This is a genomic window from Litorivivens lipolytica (assembly GCF_014191715.1).
Classification (GTDB): Bacteria; Pseudomonadota; Gammaproteobacteria; order Pseudomonadales; family Spongiibacteraceae; genus Litorivivens; species Litorivivens lipolytica.
This window is the reverse complement of sequence record NZ_JACHWY010000001.1, coordinates 959,126-984,794: the sequence shown is the minus strand read 5'-3', so window position 1 is coordinate 984,794 and position 25,669 is coordinate 959,126. Positions and strand designations below refer to the sequence as shown.

The following is a 25,669-nucleotide window of genomic DNA, read 5'->3' as shown; positions in this document are numbered from 1 at the left end:
AATTGCCGCTCGCATTACCGTCAGGGAAGATTCAATGAGCGCCGACACCTTCATGGCACAGAAAACTCCGCAAAAAGGCCGTCGCCCCATGCAAATGGCTGAGCTGGGTGTCCGCGGCTCAGTTCGACTGTTACAGACCTTTTCCGCAGTGTATCCCAAGGCACTGCGCTGGCTGATCGACTGGCGGGTGCCCGCGCCCGCCGAGATGCGCGAGCTGTTTGAATCGCTCGGCGTCACCTACATCAAGTTTGGCCAGTTTATAGCCAGTTCGCCGTCTATCTTTCCGAAAGAGTACGTGGATGAGTTCCAGAAATGTCTGGATCAGACTCCGGCGATTCCCTTTCGCAAGGTAAAAGCCATCATTGAGGAAGATTTGGGCAAACCGCTCGATCGCGTTTTCGAGCATATCAGCCCCCAGCCGCTGGCCTCGGCGTCCATTGCTCAGGTGCACGCCGCAACCTTGCTTAGCGGTGAGCAGGTGGTCGTGAAAGTACAGAAACCGGGCGTTAAAGAGACTTTGACCACCGACCTCAACGCGGTGTACCTGATGACGCGCTTGTGTGAGCGCATTATTCCGAATCTGGATCGGGGCTCCATAGCCGATCTGGTGGAAGAGATGTATCAGGCCATGCTGGACGAATGCGATTTCGTTAAAGAAGCCGACAACCTGATTCACTTTTCCCGTTTTCTAAACGATAGCGGCAATACCAGCGTTGTCGTTCCCAAGCCCAATCTTGAGGCCAGCAACGAGCGGGTGCTGACCATGGAGCGATTCTATGGGGTGGCACTGACGGATATGGAAGCGCTCAAAGCCTCCGGCCACGATGCAGCGGAAAGTCTGTTTAATGCCATGAATACCTGGTTTGCCAGTCTGACTCAGTGCGCGTTTTTCCACGCCGACCTGCACAGCGGCAACTTGATGTTACTTAATAATGGCCAGGTGGGTTTTATTGATTTTGGCATGGTAGGGCGAATCAAACCGAGTGTTTGGGAAGCGACGTTCAAGCTGTTTATGGCGGTGAATGAACAGGACTACCAGACCATGGCGGAATCCATGCTGGCGATTGGTGTTACCCGCAGCGAGGTCGATGTCGATGCGCTGGCCCGTGACATTCAGCACTTGTTCGGGCGGCTCGATGCCATGGAGCCCGAGTACCTGCTGGGCAGCGGTGGTTCCGAACCGGACGGGGTAACCAGCCTGATGAGTGAGCTGGGTGATATCGCTAAAAGCTACGGCATTCGCTTTCCTCGTTCATTTACCTTGCTGCTCAAACAGTTCCTCTACTTTGATCGCTACATGGATCTGTTGGCGCCGGGCGCCAATATCTTTGGCGATGATCGGGTAACGCTCTACCAGTAAGTTGAACGCTTGTTAATGGATTGTGGTCGGCGCCTGAGATTCAATGGTCCGACCATAACCAGAACGAGCGCTGACATGTCTTTCATTCAAGTCGATAAACCCCGCCCCCACGTTACCCGTATTACCCTTAATCGTCCCGAGCGCATGAATGCCATGGCCTTCGATGTGATGGTGCCCTTGAAGGAAGCGCTAGAGGAGGTGGGGTTTGATAATGATACACGCGTTGTCATATTGACCGGGGCCGGCGAAGGCTTCTGTTCCGGCGCCGATCTGGAAGATCCAGGTTACCTCTCCATCTTTGATGGCCTCACCATGCCCGGCATTGCCCGCCGTGCCATGCGGGTGCTGGATGACGTTATCAAGGCTATTCACGACATGCCCCAGCCGGTCATTGGCGCTATCAATGGGGCAGCCATTGGTGGTGGCTTTTGTCTAGCGATGGCCACGGATATTCGTATCGCCTCCGAGCGAGCGTATTTTCGGGCCGCAGGTATCAACAATGGCCTGACAGCGGCTGAGCTGGGCTTGAGTTATATGCTGCCACGGGCCATCGGTTCAAGCCGGGCCTTCGAGATCATGCTGTCGGGTAGGGATGTGAGCGCCGAAGAGGCCGATCGCATTGGGCTGGTATCTCGCGTGGTCTCCCCTGAGGCGCTGCTGGATGAGTGCTGCCAGCTGGCCGAGCGGATCAGTGGCTTCAGTCAGTTGGGCGTGGAGATGACCAAGCAACTGATGTGGGCCGGCCTTGAGGCGGGTAGCCAACAGTCGCATATGCATTACGAAGGTCATGCCCAGCTGTTTGTGCGGATGACAACCCAGAATTTCGAAGAGGCGATCAAGGCGCGAAAGGACAAGAGATCCCCGGTTTTCAAGGATTGAGTCTGGCGCTTAGTGGACTTATTCCCATTGGCAAACTCTCTTTGCATCAAGGGCTGTGAAATAGTCTAAACTTAGGGAAGAGCGAGTTCTAGGCGCTGTGAGTCTATATGGCAGGAGGGGGCTTGAAGACGCACAACTTAATGAAGTATATGGTTTTTTCTGTGGCGGTGCTGCCGCTGCAGGAGCTGCGCGCGCTTGGCCTGGGAGATGCTGAGTTGCACTCCCCACTGGGCGCTCCATTAGAGCTACATATCCCGGTTCGGCATACGGGCAGCCTGTCCGAAGATGACCTGAAGTTAGTGCTATCAACGATCGAGGATGGTGTTTCCGGCTTACCGCTGGATTCCGAGGTGAGGTCAAAATATACGCTGACGTACGACGCTAAAGCGCAGCGAGTTGTTCTGCGCTCGGATTCGGCGATTGTGGAACCCTACATTGCCTTCACGTTGAATGTAATGTGGCCGACGGGCTACCTGAAGCGTGAATACACGGTCCTTATGGATTTGCCTGATCTCGCTCTCGACAGTAACCAGCGCGTGGCAGCCTCCGGTAAGTCTCCTTCCTCAAAGAGCTCAAGTACTTCAGGTGCCGATGTCCGTCAGCGGCGCAAGCCAGAGCAAACGGTTCAACGACAGCCCTTGTCCCCATCTGACCGACAATATCGCGTTGCGCGAGGCGACTCCCTGTGGACGCTTGCTGGAAGCCTCAGTCGGCAGCGCGGAGGCGGGCGTGAGCAGTGGATGGCGAGCCTGTTCCAATACAATCCTCGAGCTTTTATCGGCGGTCACCCGGAGCGATTGAAAGAGGCTTGGGTACTGAATATTCCGGAGCAATCCGGTGATGTCCGTTTGGTATTCAACGACAGCGCGCAGGGTTATCGCCTCGTCGATCCTTGGCAGGAGGCTCAGGAAGCTGTTGCGGTAGTGGAGAGTCTGCCACGTGCTGTTCAAGAGGTGCCGGAAGAGTTGGTCGAGGAGCCCTCGGCAGAACAACTTGCAGTGAGCGATGTTGAAGAGTCATCAGAGGTTATGGCCTATTCGTCCGAGGAGACCGAATTCCAACCTTACACTCAAACACCCGAGTCTGAAATTTCCGATGAAGCCCTAAAGCAGGCTGAAAGAATTAGGATGCTGCGGCGGATGGCTGAAGTGGAGGCCAAGCTGGAGGAAGCTCGGGCGAAAATCGAGGCTGTCCGCAAACAAGAGCCAACGCCGAACGTTGAGGCTCCTCCGGCATGGGCTTTGGGATTGCCGTTGCTGGCGCGTTTCCCCGGGCAGTTGCTTCGGTCTCTCGGCTGGACATCCATTGGTATGATTTTGGGTTTCGGCTGTTTGTTTGCGCGGGAGTGGCGCTTGCATCGTCGCCTGTCGTCGCTGCAACGGCGCATGTCCGGTACTCAGGGGTGGTTAGACTAAGGCTGTTTTAATTGCCCATAAAAAAACCCGGCATAAGCCGGGTTTTTTTATGACTGGCGGTGAGGGAGGGATTCGAACCCTCGATACGTTGCCGTATACACACTTTCCAGGCGTGCTCCTTCAGCCACTCGGACACCTCACCGGGGTATTGCTTCACGTATTTATTCGGGTATTTAGCGAGCCCCGAGACCGCACGCCTGCGTGCTCGTTATCGCCCCTGCGGGCGCTCTTTCCGGCAAAGCCTCCAAGTCAGCCACTCGGACACCTCACCTTTATCTCCTGATCAGGAACCTGCCCGTCTCAGAAGGGCCGCTACTCTATAGAAATGCCCATCAAATGGCAATATTGGAAAGGCCATTCTCTTGTCCGGGCTGCCGGGGCGGGGGTGGTGTGTTAAGCTTGACGGCTTCATTTATCAGGTTTTAAACGATGTTGAAGTGCGCGATTGTGCCGGTAACGGCCTATCAACAGAACTGCAGTATTTTGGTTTGCGAGGCCACCGGCAAGGCGGCCGTTGTCGATCCCGGTGGTGATCTGGAAAGGATTAAATCCGGGCTCGAGCAGCTTGGCGGAACACTGGAAAAGGTGCTCCTGACTCACGGCCATATGGATCACTGCGCGGCGGCCGATGACATGCGTCAGGAATATGGCGTGCCGATTATTGGTCCTCAGCAAGAGGACAGCTTCTGGATCGACAAACTTCCGGACTGGTGCGAGATGGCCGGCTTTCCTCGTGCCGAGGCCTTTGTGCCTGATCAGTGGCTAAACGATGGTGATACCGTAACCGTGGGAGAGCAGACGCTGCAGGTTCGGCATTGCCCCGGTCATACGCCGGGCCATGTTATTTTCTTTCATGAGGGCGTGCGACTGGCCATTGTGGGGGATGTCTTGTTTCAGGGTTCTATTGGGCGAACGGACTTTCCCAAAGGCAACCACGACGAGTTGATCAGTTCCATTCAGGAAAAGCTTTGGCCGCTGGGCGATGACGTGACCTTTATTCCCGGTCACGGACCGACCTCGACCTTTGGTCAGGAGCGCCGCACCAATCCTTTTGTCTCAGATACCCGGTTTGGCTGATGGCAGATTCACTGACGCATATTGACGCCAAGGGCAATGCCCAGATGGTGGATGTCACGGCCAAGGCTGTGACGGAACGTGAGGCTCGTGCACAAGCCTGCATTCGCATGCAGCCAGAAACGCTGGCCATGATCGTTAACGGCGAGCACAAAAAGGGTGACGTGCTGGCCGTGGCGCGCATTGCCGGCATTCAGGCCGCCAAGAAATGTGCGGACCTGATTCCCCTCTGCCATCCACTGATGCTCACCTCTATCAAAGTGGAATTGACCCCGGACACCGAGAACAACGCTGTGGTTATCGAAGCCCGCTGCAAGCTGGCAGGGCAAACCGGTGTTGAAATGGAAGCGCTGACAGCGGCCTCAGTTGCAGCGCTGACGATCTATGACATGTGCAAGGCCGTCGACAAGGGTATGGTCATCGGTGAGGTCAAACTGCTTGAAAAGCTGGGTGGTCGCTCCGGGCATTGGCAGGCCGACGCATGATTCGCATTCTGTTTTTTGCCAAGCTGAGGGAGGCTCTCGGTTGCCATGAGTTGGAATGGCCTGTCACAGAGCCTGTCAAAGTCAGTGCAGTGCGTGAACAGCTGATTAAAAAACACCCGGCGTGGGAAGAGGTTCTATGTGCGCCGAATGTGCTGACGGCGCTGAATCAGGAAGTGGTTTCGCTGGAGTCTCAGGTTAATCCGGGCGATGAGCTGGCCTTTTACCCGCCAGTGACCGGGGGCTGAGCATGACGGTCAAGGTCGTAGTCGATACCGCCGATTTTAACGCGGGCGAGGAAATTCAGCGGGTACAGCAGTTGGCCGATTCAATCGGCGGAGTAGCCAGCTTTATTGGCTGTATGCGTAGCAATAACGACGGTCGCCGTGTTCAGGCCATGAGTCTGGAGCACTATCCGGGGATGACGGAAAAATCCCTGCAGAAAATCGTCGATGAAGCCTGTAAACGTTGGCAGTTGCAGGGCGCTACCGTCATCCATCGTGTTGGCGAGTTTGTGCCAGGTGATCAGATCGTGCTGGTGGTAACGGCGGCTGCACATCGCGGTGAGGCTTTTGCCGCCTGTGAATTCATTATGGATTACCTGAAGACTCGCGCACCCTTCTGGAAGAAAGAGTGCACCGATGAGGGCGATTTTTGGGTTGAGGCTCGCGACAGTGACGGTCAGGCGGCAGATCGCTGGTAAACTCATTTAAACGGACGAGCTGAAAGGCCCATTCTGAGCGCCTGTGCGGCTGTTGACGTCATTAAATTTGCGGGTGAGGCGTGTATAATGCCCAGGCCTTATCCCACCTGAAAAAAGGAATAATTATGAGCCTGGACAGCCGCGAATTTCGCAATGCACTGGGGCGTTTCCCGACCGGTGTTTGCGTGATCACAGCCAATCCTGACGGTTACGAGCCCTTTGGTATGACCGTTAACTCCTTTGCCTCAGTTTCTCTCGACCCGGCACTGGTGCTGTGGAGCCTGCAGAACGATTCCGAGTGCTTTGACGCCTTTGCCAAGGCGAAAAAATACGCGGTGAACATTTTGTCTCAGGAACAGATGAATCTGTCTAACATGTACGCCAAAAAGGGCGATCACGCGCTGGACAAGAGTCACTACACCCTGGGCCGCCACGGCACACCGATGATCAAGGGCGCACTGACAACCTTTGAATGCGATATTTGGCAACGCTATGAAGGTGGCGACCACGTGATTCTGGTGGGTAAGGTGCAAAGCATGGTTAACAGCAATAACGACAAGCCACTGGTATTCTTCTCTGGCAAATACCGCGAGTTGCGCTGATGAACTATTGCAGTGAATGCGGCAAATCGGTTGATAAGCGTATCCCCGAGGGAGACGATCGACCGCGCTATATCTGCGATCACTGCAATATCATTCACTACCAGAACCCTCGGGTAGTGGTGGGCTGTCTGATCACCGCCGGCGACAAAATCCTCATGTGTCGCCGGGCAATCGAACCGCGAAAAAATTACTGGACGCTGCCCGCCGGTTTTATGGAAAACGGTGAAACCATGTTGCAGGGCGCGCTGCGTGAATCTCAGGAAGAGGCCTGCGCGGAAGTAAAGGGTGAAACCTTGTACCGTCTGTTCGATATTCCCCACATTAATCAGGTTTACGTGTTCTACCGCGGTGAGTTGAAAGATGGCGCTTTTGCCGCCGGCCCGGAGAGCCTGGAAGTACAATTATTCGATGAGAGCGAAATCCCTTGGAAAGATATTGCCTTTCCGGTGGTGACCGATTTGCTCACAGAATATCTCGACGACCGGAAAAAAGGCGTTTTCCCGGTTCGGGTGGATCAGCCCAGCCCACTGTGGGCCGAGCATACTGGCTGGAACAAACGCTGAAACCGGCCCTATATTTGGTGCCTCGGAAAAAGCTGTAACGACAATGACAACCAATACTCTGTCACTGCTGGCGGGAGCTTTGCTGCTTGGTGTATTACTGGGTTATCTGCTCGGAGATCTGCGCCGGCGTCGCGCCGGCGAAGTGTCTATTCGCGCAATAGAGGTGGATGCGAAGGCCTACGCCGTCAAACTTGAGGCTGCAACGGCGCAAAGCGAGCGCCTGATGAAGGAGATTGCAGAGCTCCGGCAGAAAAATCTTGAAAGCGCCAACGAGAATGCCCGGCTGTCGACACGGCTGGAAGAGCAGGCCAAGACCCATCAGGAAAAAATGCAGGTGCTGGAACAGGCCCGCGATCAATTGACGGTTCAGTTCAAGCAACTCTCCGATTCAATTTTTGAACAGAAACAAAAAAGCTTTAACGAATCCAGCCGCCAGACACTGGAAACCCTGCTGACCCCGTTCAGGGATCAGCTCAAGGAATTTCGTACCCGCGTTGATGATATATACGACCGCGAGACTCGCGATCGCAGTACCCTGAAAGAACAGATTGCCCAGTTACAGCAGGTCAATCAGCGTATGAGTGCCGAGGCGGTGAATCTCACGCGGGCACTCAAGGGCGACAGTAAGGTGCGCGGCAACTGGGGCGAGGTGATACTGGAGCGGGTTCTTGAGGAATCCGGCCTCCGAAAGGGCCACGAATACGAGACCCAGACCAGCTTTACCGAGCATGATGGCCGCCGCCTGCAGCCCGACGTGGTGGTGCGCTTACCCGATGAAAAAGATATCGTCATCGACGCCAAAGTGTCACTGGTGGCTTATGAACAGTATGCCAGCGCCGAGGACGAAACCGAGCGCAAACAGGCGCTACAGGCTCATGTGCGATCCATCAAGCAGCACATTGATGGCCTTAGCCTGAAGTCCTATGAGCATATTGCCGGGATTAACAGTCTCGATTTTGTGTTGATCTTCGTGCCCATAGAATCCGCTTTTATGGCGGCCTTTGACGCCGACCCTGAGTTGTTTCGCACAGCCTACGAGAAAAACATCATCGTGGTTAGCCCGACAACCCTGCTGGCAACTCTTAGAACCGTGCAGAGTATCTGGCGGCACGAACACCAGAACCGCAATGCAGAAGCGATCGCCAGTGAAGCGGGCGGCTTGCACGATCAGTTTGTGATGATGCTGTCTTCGATGGAGGATATCGGCAAGCATCTGGATCGCAGTCGCGAGGCCTACGAGAAAACGCTCGATCGCATTAGCCGCGGTCGCGGTAATCTGGTGCGCCGGGTTGAGAAACTTGAAAAGCTCGGCGCTAAAACCAAGCGCAGTCTGCCTAAGAATTATCAGGCAGATGATGAATTTGAATCCCTACCTACTGCAGACGACTAACGGAGCGCAACATGGCATTTCCCAAAGTTGGCAATATGGCCCCGGCATTTTCCCTGCTGGATCAGGACGGCAACAAAGTTGCCTTGAAAGATTTCAAAGGCGAGAAAAATGTCATTCTCTACTTTTACCCGCGCGCCTTAACGCCGGGCTGTACGACGCAAGCCTGCGGTCTTCGAGATACCGAGAAAGCGCTCAAAAAGAAAGACTGTGTGGTGCTGGGCGTCAGCTTTGACGAGCCCGCTAAACTCAAGCGTTTTCAGGAGAAATACGATCTCAACTTTACGCTCCTGTCAGACCCCGACCACGCCATTATCGATAAATACGGCTGCTGGCAGCTGAAGAAGTTCATGGGCAAGGAGAACATGGGCACGGTGCGCACCACCTTTATCATCGGTAAAGACGGTCGCCTGAAGCATATTCTCGACAAGTTCAAAACCAAAACGCATCACGACGATGTGCTTGAGTGGGTTGAAGCCAACCTGTAATTGATTCAGCCGACGAACCCGATACAGCCAGGACGCGCCATGAGAAAGTTTATGTACACTGCTATCACCTTACTCACGTTGAGTGTGGTGTTTGGCGCCATTTTTGGCTTTATCGAGTTTCGCGACCGCATGGTCGGCAGCTTTGTGGCGGCTTATATCCCACCGCCTGTCGGGGTTGAAGCCGACCCGGCTCTGGAAGAGCAGTGGGATACCACCTTGTCAGCCGTCGGCACGGTAAAAGCCGTCAATGGTGTCGATATCACCACTGAGGCCAGCGGCCTGATCAAGGAGATTTACTTTGCCTCCGGTCAGGAGGTGGACGAGGGTGACGTACTGATTCAGCTTGACGATGAAGTTGAGCAGGCAAACCTCAAAAGCTTTAAAGCCCAGTATCGACTGGCAAAAATCAACTTTGATCGCGATTCCCGCCTGATGCGCAGCAACGCTATTTCTCGCACCGAGTTTGACAAGGTCGAAGCCCAGCTTGCAGACATGAAAGCGCAGGTCGAACGCACAGAAGCGACCATCTCGCAAAAGAAAATCAAAGCGCCATTTTCCGGTCGTTTAGGCCTGCGTCAGGTCAATGTCGGGGAATTTATTAACAGCGGCGACGATATCGTGACCCTGCAGGCACTCGATGAGTTGCTGATCGAGTTCTCCGTCCCGGAGTATTTCACGCCCAAGCTCTATGTGGGCCAGAAAATCCGGTTCACGGTCACGGCCTTTGGGCAGCGCGTATTTGAAGCCACGATTTCCTCGATCAATGCAAAAGTTGACGAAACGACGCGCAATATTCAGGTGCAAGGCAATTTTCTGAATGACACCGGCAAGATTCTGCCGGGTATGTTTGCCAATGTGAGTATCATCCTGGAAGAGCAGAAGTCTGTTATCACAGTGCCACAAACAGCGATTAGTTACTCACTCTACGGTGATTCGGTGTTTGTGGTCTCCGAGCAGGAGCTGAACCTGAAAACGCCGGATACTACGCTGGAAATCTTTGGCCTGGAAATCGATCTGTCCAAAATCCATAAAATGGAAATTCCACCCGAGCGTGGACTGGCGGTGAGTCGCCGTTACGTGAAACTCGGTGAACGTCAGGGCAATCGGGTCTCCATTGTTGAAGGAGTGTCCGCCGGCGAACTGGTGGTGACGGCTGGCCAATTGAAGTTGAATAATGGCACGCGGGTCGAAGTCATTGAGCAGAAGCCGTAGGCCGCGCCATGAATTTTACTGATATTTTTATTCGTCGACCGGTTCTGGCTTGTGTGCTCAGTTTATTGCTGTTGGTGACGGGCCTGAAAGCCTTTACCGGCCTGCAATTGCGCCAGCACCCTGAAATAACCTATCCCGCTATTAACGTTACAACGGTTTATCCCGGTGCTTCTGCGGCCTTGATGAAAGGCTTTGTGACCACGCCGGTACTTTCTGCGTTGAGCTCCGCAGAAGGGATTGCCTATATGACGGCGACGAGCACCGACAGTACCTCAGTCGTCACCGCCTTTCTGACGCCCGATTACGACGTGGATTCGGCCTTCCTTGAGGTTAGCGCCAAGGTCAATAAGGTGCGTACTGAATTGCCGCGCGAGTCGGAAAACCCGCTGGTCGAAAAAATGGAAAGTGCCAGCGGCGATATTCTGCAATACATCAGTTTTGTCAGTGAGGTGATGAGTCAGGAGCAGATTACCGACTATTTGAGCAAGGTGGTTCTGCCCGAAATCAATACCATTGAAGGGGTCAGTCAGGCCCAGATTCGCGGTAAGCGCACCTTTGCCATGCGGATTTGGTTAGACAGCGAGCGTATGGCGTCACTGGGGCTTTCAACGGATGACATTGAAAGTGCGTTGGCGCGCAATAATTACCAGAGCGCAGCGGGCAAAATCGACGGCGAGTTCGTGCGCATCTCGGTAACGGCGGATACTGACCTCAATTCCCGCGAGGAATTTGAAGATATCGTGGTTCGCGGAAATGGCCAGACTCTTATCCGGATGAAGGACATTGCGCGAGTCGAACTAGGTGCCGAGCACTACCGAGACGTGATTCGCTACGGTGGTCAGCGAACGGTGTTTGTGCAAACAACAGCTTCGGCCAGCGCCAACCCGGTGGAAGTTGCCGCCAATGTGCGGGCTGCCTTGCCCGACCTTGAAAAACAGTTGCCGCCAGAGCTGAAAATGGAAGTGGTGTTTGACACCACCGTCTCCATCGAAAAATCCATTGAGGAAGTCCTGAAAACGCTGGTCGAGGCGAGCATCATTGTGGTGCTGGTGATTTTAGTCTTCCTCGGCAATCTGCGTTCGGTGTTGGTGCCGATGGTGACCATCCCGCTGTCGCTCGTGGGCGTGATGGTGCTCATGCTGATGATGGGCTTCTCCCTCAATCTGCTGACCTTGCTGGCCATGGTGCTGGCGATTGGTTTGGTTGTGGATGACGCCATTGTGGTGCTGGAGAATATTCAGCGTCATATGGAGGAGGGCGAGTCACGCTATCAGGCGGCGCTGAAAGGGGCGCGCGAGATTGCCTTTCCGGTTATCGCCATGACGTTCACACTCGCGGCGGTGTATGGTCCGGTCGGGTTTCTCGAAGGTTTGACCGGAGCCCTGTTTACCGAGTTTGCCTTTACTCTGGCCGCGGCCGTTATCGTATCCGGCGTGGTGGCGCTGACCCTGTCGCCGATGATGTGTTCCCGGATGTTGCCGGAGCAGATCGCCGAAGGGCGGTTCTCCAAAAGCATTAACTCCGTACTCGATGGCTTGACCCAGTTGTATCTGAGAGCTTTGGATGAAGCGATCAAAATGCGCTGGCTTACGGTGTTGTTCTGCGCGGTGATTCTGAGTTGTATCTATTTTCTTTACGACTCGATAGCTCAGGAGCTGGCGCCAATGGAAGATGATGGTGTCGTCGTGGTGACCGGTACCGGCCCGATAGATGCCAACGCCGACTACATGGAAAAGTATGTAGCGCAGACCGAGAAACCCATTGCGGAGATTCCCGAGCGGGAGCGCAGCTTTTTCTGGGTGTCAGATTCCAATGTGTTTTCGCTGGTGCTCTTGTCTGATTGGGATGAGCGCGAGCGCACCGCGAAGGAAATTCAGGATTCCCTGCTGTCGGAGTTGAACAAGGTCACTGGTCTGCAGCTGTACACCTACAATTTCCCGCCGCTGCCCGGCGCAGCCGGTGGTTTGCCGATGCAGTATGTGCTGACATCGACGCTGTCTGATGAGCTCTTGTTTCAGGTTGCGGACCGTGTGCGTGAAGAAGCTTCCAAAAGCGGTCTGTTCACCTATATCAGTCAGGATCTTAAATTCAACAAACCCGAACTGGTGGTCAATATCGATCGCTCCATTGCGGGTGAGATGGGTGTGTCGATGGAAGATATCGGCCGCACCCTGTCGACGTATCTTGGCGAGGCAAACAGTGGCCGTTTTAGCGTCGATAATCGCAGCTACAAGGTCATTGCCCAAGCGGACGCACCCTTCCGTCTGAATCCCGAAGCGCTGGCAAACTATCATGTGCCGGCGGTGACCGGTGAAATGGTGCCGCTTTCTACCTTCGTCTCCACTGAACTGCGCTCGTCGCCCAACAAGCTCAGTCAATTCCAGCAGCTGAACGCCACCTATATTGGCGCCATGCTGGCACCGGGCGTTAGTATGGGGCAGGCGATTGAGTATATGGATGAACTCTCTGAGCGCGCGCTGCCGGATGGCTTCGGTCACGATTACATGGGGCAGGCGCGGCAGTTCCTGGAGGAAGGCAACGTACTGGTAGCGACGTTCGGTTTCTCGGTGCTGTTGATTTATCTGGTGTTGGCGGCGCAGTTTGAAAGCTTCCGTGACCCCATCATCGTGCTGATCAGCGTGCCGATGTCGATTTGCGGTGCCCTGATACCGTTAGCACTGGGCCTTTCGACCATGAATATCTATTCCCAGATCGGCCTGATTACACTGATAGGTTTGATCAGCAAACACGGTATATTGATTGTCGACTTTGCCAATAACCTGCAGGAGTCCGAGGGCTTGAGCGTTCGCGAAGCGGCCAAACGGGCTGCTGCGGTGCGACTGCGGCCGATTTTGATGACGACCGCTGCCATGGTATTTGGTGTGCTGCCACTGCTGATGGCCAGCGGCGCTGGCGCCCAAAGCCGCTTCAGTATTGGTTTGGTGATTACCGCAGGCATGTCTATTGGTACGCTGTTTACCTTGTTCGCGGTACCGGTCCTGTACACCTTTTTTGCGCGTGTGCGTAAACCCTTATCCGCTCATTCATAATTCAGGAGATGCAAATGAAAGGCGAAGACTATATCCAACAGGCATTGCAGACCGAATCACAGCCCAGTGAGGAGCAAATGTCGCGGGTGAATCTGCGGATTTTGCACGCACTGATGGGTTTGCAAACTGAAACCGGCGAACTGACCGATGCCGTTAAACGCCATATCTTCTATGGCACGCCTCTCGATAAGGTGAATCTGGTTGAAGAGATTGGCGATGTGTTCTGGTACATCGCCATTCTGATGGATGAGCTGAAAGTTGATGTGGGTGACAAGGCGAGCTTTGAGCATGCCATGAAGGTAAATATAGAAAAGCTGCGCGCCCGCTACCCCAACAAATTTACCGAGTTTGATGCGGTAAACCGCGATCTGGATACCGAGCGCAAGATCCTCGAACAGTAAGTTGTGAGATCGGGCACGTAGTGCTCAGAGCGACGGCCACTTCGGTGGCCGTTTTTCGTTGAAGGCTGTCATCGCTTCTTCCATGCAGCCGGTAAAGTAGCCCAGCACCTGGGTGCGGTTTTCAATTTCCATGGCTTCGCGCAGGCTGCTGGCATTCACATTACTGCGCAGACCTTTTTTAGTCATCCACACACCGTATTCGGCGTTGTCGCGAATCATCCGGGCTTTTTCCAGGCACGCTTCTAGCAATGCGTCCGGTTCGACGGTTTGAGAAGTCAGCCTCAATTCACGAGCCTCTGCCGCATCGATAATACGCCCGGTCAGCATCAGGTCGCTGGCATCGGACAGACCAATAATGCGGGGCAGGAAATAACTGGTCCCTACATCGCACGACGACAAGCCGGTTTTAATAAACACCGAGCCAAAGCGGGCTTTGGTGGAGGCGATGCGCAGATCGCATGCCAGTGTTATGGCCAAGCCGCCGCCGACAGCAACGCCGTTTATCGCGGCAATCACGGGTTTGTCGCATTCATTGATGGCGAGCATGACTTCTGCCAGATATTCCTGAAACTTGTACACGTAACCCAGTTGCCCCATACCCTCGGTGCCGGGAATGGATCCGGGTGCCGCACCCGTATTGCTCAGATCGGCGCCAGCGCAGAACCCTTTTCCAGCGCCTGTCAGAATAATCACGCGGGTGGCGCGGTCGTTGTGCAGGGTTTGCAGCGTTTCTCGCAACTCCCGAATAAGGGTTTCATTCAGGGCATTGAGGGTTTCCGGTCGATTCAAGGTGACCAGAGCAATTCCGCTTTCCGGGGTGGAGAGTTCAATCGTTGTCATGGGCGGCATCCTCCTTTTGTTTGAGTATAATCGCCAGCGACACAGCGGATATTAACGATAGGATAGGGAGTCGAGGGATGCGCGCACCACTGCAATTCAAGGCCGGTCGAGCTGCAATTGAGTTGATCGAGCGGGAAGGGCTGCAACCGGAAAACGTCGCAGCGATTGCAGGCGCAGCGGGTGGTCCTAAATGGCTGGTGCTCGCGGCCATGGATAAGTTTCTATTCGGGGAGTGGCTCAAGCGCCGAGAAGCGCCGCTACCGCTGGTGGGCTCCTCTATAGGCAGTTGGCGTTTAGCGGCAGTATCCACCGCTGACCCGATTGCGGCCATCAATCGTCTTGAAAGGCTTTACGTTGAGCAGTGTTATAGCGGCAAGCCTTCTTTGAGAGAGGTGACCGATACTGCAACCCGTTTGCTGGACGCACTGCTGGGCGAGCAGGGCACAAAAGAGATTCTAGCTCACCCGTGGGCGCGGCTTCATGTCGTCACCGCGGCCTGCCGGGGTTGGACAGGCCTTGATAAAACGCTGCCCATGGCGCTGGGATTTGCCGGTGCCTTACTGCTCAACACGGTCAAGCGGGATTGGCTTTCGGTTTTTCTGGAGCGCCATGTGTTTGCAGATCCGCGCGGAGGCTTAGCTGAATCGGCGTTTCCCGGTTTTAAAACCAATATCCTTCCACTGACTGACAGCAACCTGCAGCAGTCTTTGTTGGCGAGCGGTTCTATTCCCTTTGTGCTGGAAGCGATCTCCATGCCGGGGCAGGCGGGTCGCTATCGCGACGGTGGATTGATTGATTACCACATGGACTTGCCGCTGAGTCAGGAAGGCGTGGTGCTGATGCCGCACTTTTCCAAAACCCTGCTGCCGGGTTGGTTGGATAAATATATCGGGTCACGCGGTATGAGCAACGGTGCTAATACCTTGGTAATACACCCCAGCGACGAGTGGATTGCGACGCTGCCTAACCAGAAAATTCCGGATCGAACGGATTTTAAAAGCTATCGGGATGATGACGTGGGGCGATTCAGAGACTGGTACAACGTCGCTGGAAGAAGTCAGGAGCTGGCAGATTTTCTGGAAGAGCGTTTGCTCAAGCAGGATCTGCCAGATTTTATTGAGCCTCTCTAACGCGAAGCTTTAACGGTGCAGCTCTTCAAAGGCTGGCCGCAAAACTCTATCAGGCGGGCCTCCCCGTCGTCCTTGTAGAGAAAATTGACGTAGCGCGTATCCGGTTGCAGAGGAAAGCTATGGCTTGCACCCGCATAGAGTCTTTTCGCAGGGATCGGCTGGCACTGTTCTTCATTGCTTTCGTTCGGGCATTCTCTACCGGCATACAATAAAAAATTACTGTTGCCCGTATGGGTAAAGGTCAGCGCTTGGTCTGTGCTGGAGACTAGGTAGCGGGCCTCTTTCGAGGGTGGGCGGAGAATAAGCAGCAATTCATAGTTAAACACCACGCTGATCTGGCTGGCCTTTGACGACGTGCCCTTGTTTGCTGAGGGCTTCACCAAAATGCGGTAAATGGCATCTGTCTCTGTCGGGAGGTGAAGAAAGGATAGCCGCACCTTTCTGCGTTCGCCGGCTGCCAATGTGAATTGGCGCGGGGTAGCCAACAGGCCCATGTCTCGAGGATTTTCAGGCGATACGCGCTCCTCGTTGGGCAGGCCCGGATTCAAAACTCGGTATAGCTCGATACTAACTTCGCTGTCAGTGCTGCCCTGATTCAGGACATGAAAATCACTGCGTCGGGCCTCTCCAGCCGTGACGTCGATGATGCTTCTGTCGATTAGCACGTCCCCGAGGATTAGGGGGGAGGCGAACAGTAACAGACAGCTGGCGATGTATCTAATTGAAATATTTAACATTTGTGTTTTTCTGGGGGCAGTTCAGAGGACTTGGGGTGCTTAAGGTAGTGATACTTTTGCACACAAAGTTGACTTTGTGAATTAATACCGTTATTTTTGTCGCGCTCCTTCTGGAGAGGGGACAGGCGTTTGAGTAAGCCCTGTCATGTATGGTGGCCACTACATTACTCAACTTCTAAGAATCGTGAATCCGCACGAAGCGGTGTCATTATAAATAAAAGGGGTTGATGATGAGTGCGTCAAAGCATTTCAAACGTGTTGTATTGTCTGCGGCGATCGCTGCGGTTTCTCTGAGTACCTTTGCTGCAACTCAAGATGGTACTAAAGGTAATTCTTCTACCGCTAAAGTGGATGTGAATGCCCAAGTTGCGCAAAAAGTACAAATTACCGGCGCAACGGCTATCAATCTGGATACTGAGCTGGCCAACTGGACCGGTGGCGATGTTTCCGGAACAGATCTGCTGTGCGTCTGGTCCTCTACTGAAGCTTATAACGTCACCATTACCGACGCCAGCACGGCCGCTGGCTTTAATCTGGAGTCAACCGGTCAGAATGATCTGCCTTTCTCGGTTTCCTGGGCTGATGAGACCACTGCTGCCGACACGATTGTGCATGGCGATGCTTTGACTGCACAAGTCACGACGGCAAACAACAAAACCTGCACCAACGTGGGCGGCACTAACGCCACCCTGACGGTCACTCTGGCTGAGGCCGATCTGGAAGCTGCACGCGCTGCAGTTTATACCGGTGAGCTGACTGTTGTTGTTGCGCCAGAATAACTCGTAAATTCAGTTAGTTAGCCCATATTGGCGGGGGGGGGTTGTTCCCCCGCCAACTAAGTGTTTTCCGCCATTGACTTTGTAAGGCGTACTTGGTGTTATGACGCTAACAGAGCTGTTCTGGTGTATTCCTTATGCGTTGTCTGAAACGCACATTGTACCTGGCACTCCTTGGAGCTGTTGTGGGTGCGCTGTCCTTGCCGGCAGTTGCGCAAACCGTAGAGAGTTCCAGTACTGTCAAGGTTCCCATCAGCGCGGCGGTGCCCGCCAAGGTCAGCGTCACGCAAGTCCAACCGTTTGCTCTAGGGAATTGGGCCGGTGCCGGTGATTTGGAAGCGGAGCAGCAATTTTGCGTCTGGTCTAGCACGGGCAGTTATAGCCTCACCGCGACCACCACAGAAGGTGGCAATCGCTTTGGTATGTTGGGTCCAAAGAATCGACTACTGGATTACAACGTTCAATGGAATGATGGCGGTGGCTACCAGCCGCTGTCGTCGGGCCAGACTTACTCCGGGCTCTCGGCAAATTCGCAGTCTATTAGTTGTTCTTCTGCGGCTGATTCCAGTTCGCGCCCCTTTATTAAAGTGTCTGTTGCCGAAGCCGACCTGTCAGCCGCCAAAGCAGGTTCGTATAGCGACGTTCTGGAAATTCTTATTTCCGTCGAGTAGACGGCTCTCTTTACTTTTTTTGATCTTCTTCGTGCATCCGTTGCCAGTCAAGGCAATGGAAACGGCATTTGTCGATGTTTATTACGATGGGCGATTGCTCGATGCCATATTGGCTGACTTTGATCATCGCACGATTCACTTTGCGAGCTCCGAAGAGCTTGTTTCGACATTACCGGCCACCACGGATCCGGCTGTACTGAGCGATTTATTGGCCGCTCCCATACCCTTCAGGGATCCGTCTGATTGTCATGCGACGACCATCGCAAGCTGTTTTGAGGGCACCGAAAGCCCCCTGATTGTTACCTACGATCCGAATCTGTTTGCCGCCGTCATTTACCTTGCGCCCCGTTTGTTGCCGATGTATCAGACAGAGACAGATCATTATCTGCCGCCCTACACCGGAGGGCTGTCATACCTCGCCGATTTTCGTTCGCTGTACTTACATAGCGATAGTGATGTCGCGGGCTCAAACACGTCTTATAACCTTGCTCTGGATCAGGTCCTGAGTCGCGGCGATCAACGCTTTACGGCTCAGTTGGGCATAACCGACGACGAATATTACGCGCGTGAGATGTATTTTTCCGCCGACGCCCGGCGCGACCGCTTTGTGTTGGGTCGCTACGAATTGCCCGGTAACCGCCTAACGCCCGGAGCCATGGTATATGGCGGCGGGATTCATACAACCACGGATTTGCGACTGGATTTAGATCAAAACGGGGCAACCCAGTTTGAGTATTTTCTGCCACAACGCGGGCGGGTGGACATTTATCGCGATGGCCGCTTGCTGTCGACGCGCAACTATTCTGCCGGGAATCATCGCCTGGATGTATCGGGCTTGCCGATAGGCGCATACGACATTGAAATACGGGTTGTTGTGGATGGCGTGGTCGTGCAGCAGGATCGACGTTTTTTTACCAAATCCACCACGCTGCCTCCGGTCGGTGAAAACCATTTCAGCGCTGATGTTGGTGTACTGGCCGACCCGACCCGGCTGCACCGGGTTAGCGATGGCGAGTTTGCGCGCCTCGGTTACGGGCACCGCTTGAATGACCCGACTTATATTGATTTCACCCTGCTGGCCACCCACCCGTGGCAGGCACTGCAGACATCCTATCGCTGGGTTTGGCGCAATTTCACGGGCGTGGCGAGCGTGCAGCAGGCGAACGATGGTTACCGAGCATCAACCCTGTCTGCGTCATGGTACAGCGATGCCGGATCGTTCGGTCTGGATTGGAGCCGAGGGCAACCAGGGAGCGTTAACGAGTTAACGCAATTGCGCCGCTTTACCACGGATAGTGAAGAAGTCGGGCTACGCTACGGGTTCTATCGAGCGCCATGGTCGCTCCGAGCCAACACCCGCTATCTGGAGACGGATTCCAATAGCGGCATGGTGAGCTCACTGAGCGCAGGCTACTCGCCCAACTTTGGCAATAGTGCTTTGCAGATTTCTGGCTCGCTGAACTATGACGAGCAGGAACATTTTTCAGCGACTCTAGATGTTGCGTATCGCCTGTTTCGAGAAAATCATGCTTATTGGGGGCGGAGCAGCTGGCGCAATTACGGCACTCAACGGGTGCGCGTTGCCATTGGCGTGGATGCTTCGAGCGAGCCCAGGGGCGACATTAAGCGGCTGGATTATTCTGCCTTGGTGGAGCAGCGCGAGGAAGAAGCTTACCTCGAAGGCGATGTGATTCTCGATCACAGTCGATTCAGCCATACATCGACGGTTAGTGCAGTGGAGGGTGATGTCTCGTCGAGAGTCTATTCAGGAAGCCTGAACACCTCATTAAATGCCACCTCTCGCGGCGTGCAGATCTTCGGCGGTAGCGGCGTTCGTTCCGGTGTGCTGGTTTCCTTGCCGGCAACTCATCGCTCTGAGGCGATTATCAGTATCAACGAGGGGCGGCATATTCCCGTGATATCGGGGTCTGTTCAGTTTGTACCGCTCCAGCCCTACGAAAAGTACCGCATAGCCGTCCTGTCGAAGAGCGGCAGTTTGCTTGAATATTCAGGGCGTGTTGAGGACGTTGTATTGTATCCGGGCCATGTGCCGGTACTGGAATGGATAGGTGTGCAAACCGTTTCTGTATTTGGCCAAATACGCGTACACGATTTGCCGGAAGGCGAGAGTGTTACGGTAACGACCAGCCGTGGCCGAGACCGAATTGAAAATGGCGGATATTTTGCCGTTGATTTAGCCAGTGACTCGCCGCGTATTCGGGTCGAGATCGAGGGCGAGGTTCACTGCGAGGTGGCGGTAGATATTGACGCCAACTCGCAGGGTGTTATCGATATGGGGGCGATAGGGTGTTACACCCTATCACTCTAGAGCAGCGAGCGGTGTGACGACCGTCTGTAGCGGTGCCCGCACAACATTGGCATAGGGTGTGCCTTTGTTTTCGGGGCGTTGGGTCGGCACCATAAACTGCCATTGCTGGCCGTCAATTTCATTGATGGGCTTGCCCAGTACAAAGGCGTTATCGACATCGCCGGTAAAGAAGTAGTGAATACCGTGGGCGCCGAATGCCCCCTGCCGCTGATCGCAACGCAACTGATCGTAAGGAGTTCCACCGTTGGCCTGTTCATAGCCAACGTTTACCCGCGGATCTGTTGAGTCTTCGCCGGGCCAGGGACGGGCTACCGGATCATCACCAGTGCCGTCATCCAGACAGGCGTCATCACGGTAGTAGGGCACCACGACCGGTGTCATCGCTGAGGTCGCTCCCTTCAACTCAAAGCTGTACACCAGCGAACCGCTGTTGCCCTTACCTGAAATCTGCTCCCAGTTATCAAAGGCCAGTGGCAGGTTAAAGGTGGGGTCTGCCGTATCAAAGAATGCCGGTTGTCCTAGTAAACTATCTATCTGGCCGAAATCATCGTTGATACCGTCGATCGGTACACCCTGTGGGCGAAGGGCTGTGAAGTAGCGACCGGGTTCCACCGCTTCGCCGGGGTCAGGCAGCATGGAACTGCGATTGTAGTCCCAGGACGTGTAGAGGCCATCTGAGGGAATCGGGTGAACCCTGACGCGATAGCGGTAGGTAATGACGTCGCGATAAAACGTTTCAGTCTTGGTGACATTGGTGCCGGAATCTGCGCCCCAAGTCTCACGAATACAGCGCACCGGGCCACAGCGCTCACCCAGCAGAGCGGCATTGGCTTCCCAGTTGACCTGCTCATCTTCAAAGCCGACCAGCGAGATGGTTGAGTCCGGGCTTTGCTGAAAGGCACGGCCTTTCCAGCGGTCGATCAGATCAGGGCGTTGAGTCCAGTCAGTGGGCTCACTGCTATTGCCGGGTTCACGGACTTTCAGACTGCGCACCATCCAACGACCACTGGCGTACCACTGGTAGGTATCCGTGGTAACGGTAACGCCGTCGCGGGTAAAGCGGTCAGTGGAAGATCTCGTGGTGTAGTTTGTTTGATCTACGCTGTAGCCATCGCAAACTGTACCTGTAAGATTGGGACCATACCCCGTATTGCTGCTACCGAGTTTTTCGGGATCGTCATCCGTAAAGAAGCGTCGATCTATCCACTGATCCGCAAAAGGATCGTGGACATAGGAAATATAGCCATCTACGGATGAGCTTCCGCTGGTACGTAGTCCGAGATATACAAACCTCACATTGTCTGGGGCCAGCGGGTCGACGACACGAACTTCGTGTAGCTGTTCTGTATTGGGAGGTGAAGTTTCCGTCTCTTGCTCGCCCGCGTCTGAGGCCATAAAGACGATTTCGTCATCGTAATCGAGCCCGGAAATGGGGTCAGGCACGGGAGCGCTTAGTCCGCGCATGCGATCCGTAGCCGGGGGATTGGTGACGTTATCAGGGTTCAGAGGGTCGTAAGCGAGAGTATCCCAACCATTGGGATCATACTCGCGAACGCATTCACCTTCGGTCATCCCCCAGACTTCTTCCCCGAAGTAACCTTCAGGGTCACCTTCACTACGCCAAACATAGGTCAGCTCTTCGTCAGTACCCGAATAAAAGGAAAAGCTTGAGTTGGCATTGGCGAGAAAGTAGGGCATGCGCTCATCGACCTGCACAGGAATCTCACGCCATTCACCCTCAATAAAGCTCCAGGCAACGATCTGGTTTATCGCAATCTTGCCTTTTGCTGGGTCAGCGCCGGGCGTCCAGCCTGCAGGATGGAGCATCGTGCCGTTGTGAGCATTACGGATCGCACTGCCGATCGTACTGCCACCGTCTTGTAGGTTGCCCATGAGCGGGTCATAGGCTTCACAACCGCCCCCTAGTTGGTCAGGGCACTGCTCTGTATCGGCACCTGAAGGATAGGGCTCGGGATAACCAAAGGCGGCCGGCACACTCCATTGCGGCAATTTGTCGCCAGTTAGAATAATCGGCTCGACGCTGCGTTCCGCACTGACTAGTTCTGCGGCGGCCTCTTCGGGGGAGGTATGCAGACCGATAAGGGCAGGAATATCAGATGGGTCGCTGGCGCCAAGAGCCTGAAGGTTTGTGCCTAAATTGGCGAAAGCCGTTTCAAAAGCACCCTGTGCGTTTACGTAATCGCCAGAGAGCATTAACGTCAGCGCCTGATTCATGTCGCTGCCGAAGGCGCCGATAACCCCGATAACGCCAGTGCCGTAGCCATTGTTGCAGTCGCTGCAGACCGTCTCGTCGGGCGTGATCGGAGATAGAGCGGTATCGGCGGGTTGATCAAGGATTGGTGCGCCGTCTTGATCCACTTGATACAGCGGAAGCTGCAAGTCACCGGACAGATTCACTGCGGCAATACTGGCATCACGGGAAAACGAGGCCAGATATTGGGGGTGATAGCCGTAGACGAGCAGACCTAGACGATCCCCCTTGGCAAGGCGCTCTGCGATACCTACCATTTCAATCGAGAGGTGATTGCCTAATCCGCGTATGGGCATGATCTGATCATCAATCAGCTGCCACGTCTCGGAACCGTTCCGCTGAACGCCCAGACCGATATAGGTGATGCTGTCGCAACCTGTCCGTGCCGTTTCATCCGAACCGGCGCAGTACGCATCGCTGGCCCCGATGGGGGTGGTGACCACAAGATTAGCCAGTGGAATACCGGCGACGATAAGCCCTTCCTCGGCAGAAACTTCAGCGATGGGATAAACGCTGAACTCCTGACCGGCGTTGAATGCTTGCTGCGCAATGACGCCATTAGGGATATTGCTGACCGAGACTCCCGAGACTGGGTAGGCATGGGTGCCGATTGAATCCGTCTGGCCCGAACGTGTGGCCAGCAAATGTTCCGCGGGCAGCATGATAGCGTCACCGTCTTCCAGTGACAGGCATAATCCATCGTTGGTTTCGGCGAGCATGTCACTGGCGGGCAGGCCTTTGAGTTTTTCGTTAAACCAGTCGATGGTGGCCTGCTCTCGATCAATTTGACCACAGTTTTTGTTGCCACTGCCGCGCTGAAAGGTGATCTGTGGCGGCATCTCAAAACCGTCTACGCGGTCCACATAGTCCTGAAGGTTGTGGCCACTTTGGTGGGTGAGAAGACGCACGTCACCGCCGCGCTCACTCAGGCACTGATAGTTCCACCAGGCGTCATTAAAGTTAAACAAAGCATCGCGGAAGCCTTGTGTCAGCAGTACGTCGACAGGGCGTTGGGATGCGCGAGTATTGTTTCCGGGTGCCGTGTCGGGATTGAGGTTATTGTTCAGCGTACCTGCGTGAGGCGAGTAGGGGCGACTGGGCTCGTCGCGTAGGTCACACCAGTAAGTCGGGCTGTGATATCGGAACCACTCGAGTCCATTCCGTGGAAATTCATTGGTGCTGGCGCCGCGCAGCAAAGTTTCGCGAATATACGGATCAAGGCCAGAACCTGGTTTCACCGTTTGTGGGTTAGCACTGGTGAGCCCAGGTACATAGCTGCCGCCTTCACCACCAGCAACAAGCAACAGATCCCAGGCTGTTTTCAGGGTGTCGCCGGGGTTCAGGCTATAGCGCAAGTCGTGCCAGGTAATATCGGGCGCGAGCGCGTCCAGACGATCTTTCGGGTCGACGGCATGCAGTAGCAATTGGTAACCACCGCCGTAGCTGCTGCCATAGGCGCCTGCGAGCAGGTTGTCGCCGCCGCTGATACTGGTTCTGTCGGCGGGGCGGGCGACAAATTCTTTGCTGCTATCATTGCGCCAAGCCAAATAGTCCAAGTGTTCTTCTGCCCAATCCAAAATTTGGACCAAGTCTTTGCCTTCAAAATCCGGATCCATCACGCGCACGGTGCCTTCGCTATCTCCGAAGCCGCGTTGGTCGATACTGATGACGGCATAGCCTGCATCGACCAACTTTTGGGTGAGTTGATCGGCTTCCTGCAGGCGCAGGCCACCAAAACCGTGACCGTGAAGTGCTAGCGGGTGAGCGCCTTGATTAACGTTGTCACAATCAAATGTGGCAGGCTCGAATACCTGAAAGCTGATGGTCTGCTTAGTCGCTGAGGTCAGAGTAACTTGATAGCTGCGGCCGCCAGCGAGGTGGTACTCGCCTACGCAGGATGCGTGGTTCGATTGGGACGCGCTACAACCACGCGCATCAACCTGCTCGTTAGCCGGTGTCTCGTGGCAGGCATCAGCTGTTTCATCGCCAAGACCGTCGTTGTCGGCATCGGAGTGATTGTCTTTATCTTCCGGGAAGGCGTCATCCTCATCTTTGACACCGTCGCCGTCATCATCGTCGTCTTCGTTGTTACCAACGCCATCGCCATCAGTGTCGGTAGTTTCCGAATCATCTAAGGGGAAGTCGTCCTCGTCATCGTTTACGCCATCGTTGTCGTCGTCTTCGTCTTTGTTATTGCCTGTGCCGTCACCGTCGGTATCGGTGTCTTCACTGGGGTCGAGGGGGAAGGCATCTTCGTCATCGTTAGCGCCGTCGTTGTCGTCGTCTTCGTCGCAGACATTGCCCTGACCGTCGCGGTCGGTATCGGTTTGCTCCGCGTTTGCATCTACGGGGCAGTTGTCGTCACCGTCGCCTACTCCGTCAAAGTCCGTGTCGGACAGGGTGGGGTTGGTTTGCAGGTTCGCTTCATCCTCGTCCAGCAAGCCATCATTGTCGTCATCGCGATCACAGGCATCGCCGCGAAGATCGCCGTCGGTATCGAGTTGATCTGCGTTGGGTGTTGCAGGGCAGTTGTCGGAGCCATTTGCGATGGTATCGCCATCATCGTCAGCAGCCAGCGCATCGCTGTCCGGGCAGCCTGCAAAGTTTTCATCGCCGGGGGTAGCGGGGCATTTATCGACCGCATCATTTACGCCATCGCTGTCAGTATCCACGCCGCCATCGTAGTCGACGCGGCCATCTTCGATATCCGCCAGAGAGGCATTCAGGTGGGCCTCCGCATCGGCAGCACTGACCAGTGTGCGGGCAGGTTCGCCATTGGCTGTGGTGGCGAAGGTTTCGAGGTCGCTACCTTCCAGAGTGCTGAAATCGACAGTACCCGTGAAGGCGTCTGCCGCCGCGCGCACGGCTTCGCTGAGCTGAATACCGTTTTCAGGGTTGCTGTCGGCGTCGAGGGTTTGCAGGAACTGTGCTATAGCGGTGGCGGTGTCACCAAAATCCTTGGGGCTGACAAAGGCCGCAGAGGGATCAACCTCACCCAGCTCGATCTTGCCGAGGAAGAAGGTCAGGGTCTCTCCGGTGAGATACGTGAAGGAGCCGGTTGCGCTGGTCTGGAAGACCTCATCGCCGCCGTTGCGTCGGTAACTCAAGCCTTTGACGAGACCGTCTACAAATTGGCCGGAGCTGCTGCTGGCGCCGCCGCCAGAACCGGGGCTGCCGCCGCCACTGCTGGAACTGCCGCCACCACACGCGCTCAACGCGACCGCCAGACCCAGTATGCCCAGGCCACCATAGACTCGCTTCATGCTAGAACCTCGAACTGCTTTGTTATGGTTGTTTG

Annotated in this window: 21 protein-coding genes and 1 tRNA gene; 18 read left to right on the top strand and 4 right to left on the bottom strand. The window is 54.8% G+C overall.

Features of this window, described 5'->3' with window-relative positions:
- The first annotated feature begins 34 nt into the window (after nt 1-34).
- From FHR99_RS04550 to FHR99_RS04540, 3 genes are all read left to right on the top strand, one after another.
- Complete coding sequence (locus FHR99_RS04550) at nt 35-1,360, top strand: ABC1 kinase family protein (protein ID WP_246386454.1); 1,326 nt, start codon at nt 35-37, stop codon at nt 1,358-1,360.
- 75 nt (nt 1,361-1,435) lie between these two features.
- On the top strand, nt 1,436-2,239 hold the full coding sequence (locus tag FHR99_RS04545; RefSeq protein ID WP_183409347.1) for an enoyl-CoA hydratase: 804 nt from the start codon (nt 1,436-1,438) through the stop codon (nt 2,237-2,239).
- A gap of 122 nt (nt 2,240-2,361) precedes the next feature.
- On the top strand, nt 2,362-3,654 hold the full coding sequence (locus FHR99_RS04540; RefSeq protein ID WP_183409346.1) for a type IV pilus assembly protein FimV: 1,293 nt from the start codon (nt 2,362-2,364) through the stop codon (nt 3,652-3,654).
- A 54-nt stretch (nt 3,655-3,708) separates the two neighbouring features.
- Here FHR99_RS04540 and FHR99_RS04535 read toward each other — a convergent pair.
- Nucleotides 3,709-3,796 (bottom strand) — tRNA-Ser (locus tag FHR99_RS04535).
- 290 nt (nt 3,797-4,086) lie between these two features.
- Between FHR99_RS04535 and FHR99_RS04530 the strand changes: the two genes are divergently transcribed.
- From FHR99_RS04530 to FHR99_RS04480, 11 genes are all read left to right on the top strand, one after another.
- Nucleotides 4,087-4,731, top strand: a complete 645-nt coding sequence (locus tag FHR99_RS04530; protein ID WP_183410147.1) for an MBL fold metallo-hydrolase — start codon at nt 4,087-4,089, stop codon at nt 4,729-4,731.
- Nucleotides 4,731-5,213: a cyclic pyranopterin monophosphate synthase MoaC gene (gene moaC / locus FHR99_RS04525; RefSeq protein ID WP_183409345.1), complete on the top strand. Its 483-nt coding sequence runs from the start codon at nt 4,731-4,733 to the stop codon at nt 5,211-5,213. Before FHR99_RS04530 ends, moaC begins: the two co-directional genes overlap by 1 nt.
- Nucleotides 5,210-5,458 carry a MoaD/ThiS family protein gene (locus tag FHR99_RS04520; RefSeq protein WP_183409344.1) on the top strand — a complete coding sequence of 83 codons (249 nt, stop codon included), beginning with the start codon at nt 5,210-5,212 and terminating at the stop codon, nt 5,456-5,458. The genes moaC and FHR99_RS04520 overlap by 4 nt, the downstream gene beginning before the upstream one ends.
- 2 nt (nt 5,459-5,460) lie before the next feature.
- Nucleotides 5,461-5,913, top strand: coding sequence for a molybdopterin synthase catalytic subunit MoaE (gene moaE, locus FHR99_RS04515; RefSeq protein WP_183409343.1), 453 nt, complete (start codon nt 5,461-5,463; stop codon nt 5,911-5,913).
- 125 nt (nt 5,914-6,038) lie between these two features.
- Nucleotides 6,039-6,515: a flavin reductase family protein gene (locus FHR99_RS04510; protein ID WP_183409342.1), complete on the top strand. Its 477-nt coding sequence runs from the start codon at nt 6,039-6,041 to the stop codon at nt 6,513-6,515.
- Nucleotides 6,515-7,078: an NUDIX hydrolase gene (locus FHR99_RS04505; RefSeq protein WP_183409341.1), complete on the top strand. Its 564-nt coding sequence runs from the start codon at nt 6,515-6,517 to the stop codon at nt 7,076-7,078. The genes FHR99_RS04510 and FHR99_RS04505 overlap by 1 nt, the downstream gene beginning before the upstream one ends.
- A 43-nt stretch (nt 7,079-7,121) precedes the next feature.
- Nucleotides 7,122-8,468, top strand: a complete 1,347-nt coding sequence (gene rmuC, locus FHR99_RS04500) for a DNA recombination protein RmuC (RefSeq protein WP_183409340.1) — start codon at nt 7,122-7,124, stop codon at nt 8,466-8,468.
- Between the two features lie 11 nt (nt 8,469-8,479).
- Complete coding sequence (gene bcp, locus FHR99_RS04495; RefSeq protein ID WP_183409339.1) at nt 8,480-8,953, top strand: thioredoxin-dependent thiol peroxidase; 474 nt, start codon at nt 8,480-8,482, stop codon at nt 8,951-8,953.
- Between the two features lie 39 nt (nt 8,954-8,992).
- Nucleotides 8,993-10,165 carry an efflux RND transporter periplasmic adaptor subunit gene (locus FHR99_RS04490; RefSeq protein WP_183409338.1) on the top strand — a complete coding sequence of 391 codons (1,173 nt, stop codon included), beginning with the start codon at nt 8,993-8,995 and terminating at the stop codon, nt 10,163-10,165.
- An 8-nt stretch (nt 10,166-10,173) separates the two neighbouring features.
- Complete coding sequence (locus FHR99_RS04485) at nt 10,174-13,215, top strand: efflux RND transporter permease subunit (RefSeq protein WP_183409337.1); 3,042 nt, start codon at nt 10,174-10,176, stop codon at nt 13,213-13,215.
- A 14-nt stretch (nt 13,216-13,229) separates the two neighbouring features.
- Nucleotides 13,230-13,616, top strand: coding sequence for a nucleoside triphosphate pyrophosphohydrolase family protein (locus tag FHR99_RS04480; RefSeq protein ID WP_183409336.1), 387 nt, complete (start codon nt 13,230-13,232; stop codon nt 13,614-13,616).
- A 24-nt stretch (nt 13,617-13,640) separates the two neighbouring features.
- Here the strand turns inward: FHR99_RS04480 and FHR99_RS04475 are convergent, their stop codons facing one another.
- Nucleotides 13,641-14,447: an enoyl-CoA hydratase/isomerase family protein gene (locus tag FHR99_RS04475; RefSeq protein ID WP_425488613.1), complete on the bottom strand. Its 807-nt coding sequence runs from the start codon at nt 14,445-14,447 to the stop codon at nt 13,641-13,643.
- Nucleotides 14,448-14,533: 86 nt separating this feature from the next.
- On the opposite strand from FHR99_RS04475, the gene FHR99_RS04470 reads away from it, so the two are divergent.
- The gene (locus FHR99_RS04470) at nt 14,534-15,586 is read left to right on the top strand and encodes a patatin-like phospholipase domain-containing protein (RefSeq protein WP_183409334.1); all 1,053 of its coding nucleotides are present in this window, start codon (nt 14,534-14,536) and stop codon (nt 15,584-15,586) included.
- Here the strand turns inward: FHR99_RS04470 and FHR99_RS04465 are convergent.
- The gene (locus FHR99_RS04465; protein WP_183409333.1) at nt 15,583-16,323 is read right to left on the bottom strand and encodes a fimbrial biogenesis chaperone; all 741 of its coding nucleotides are present in this window, start codon (nt 16,321-16,323) and stop codon (nt 15,583-15,585) included. The two genes, FHR99_RS04470 and FHR99_RS04465, sit on opposite strands and share 4 nt — an antisense overlap.
- Before the next feature lie 230 nt (nt 16,324-16,553).
- On the opposite strand from FHR99_RS04465, the gene FHR99_RS04460 reads away from it, so the two are divergent.
- From FHR99_RS04460 to FHR99_RS04450, 3 genes are all read left to right on the top strand, one after another.
- On the top strand, nt 16,554-17,102 hold the full coding sequence (locus FHR99_RS04460) for a hypothetical protein (protein WP_183409332.1): 549 nt from the start codon (nt 16,554-16,556) through the stop codon (nt 17,100-17,102).
- Between the two features lie 182 nt (nt 17,103-17,284).
- Entirely contained in the window at nt 17,285-17,770 is a 486-nt protein-coding gene (locus FHR99_RS04455) for a hypothetical protein (protein ID WP_183409331.1), read from the top strand.
- Nucleotides 17,771-17,825: 55 nt separating this feature from the next.
- Nucleotides 17,826-20,099 carry a TcfC E-set like domain-containing protein gene (locus tag FHR99_RS04450; RefSeq protein ID WP_183409330.1) on the top strand — a complete coding sequence of 758 codons (2,274 nt, stop codon included), beginning with the start codon at nt 17,826-17,828 and terminating at the stop codon, nt 20,097-20,099.
- Here FHR99_RS04450 and FHR99_RS04445 read toward each other — a convergent pair.
- Nucleotides 20,091-25,634, bottom strand: a complete 5,544-nt coding sequence (locus FHR99_RS04445) for a CocE/NonD family hydrolase (protein ID WP_183409329.1) — start codon at nt 25,632-25,634, stop codon at nt 20,091-20,093. The two genes, FHR99_RS04450 and FHR99_RS04445, sit on opposite strands and share 9 nt — an antisense overlap.
- Nucleotides 25,635-25,669: the final 35 nt, after the last annotated feature.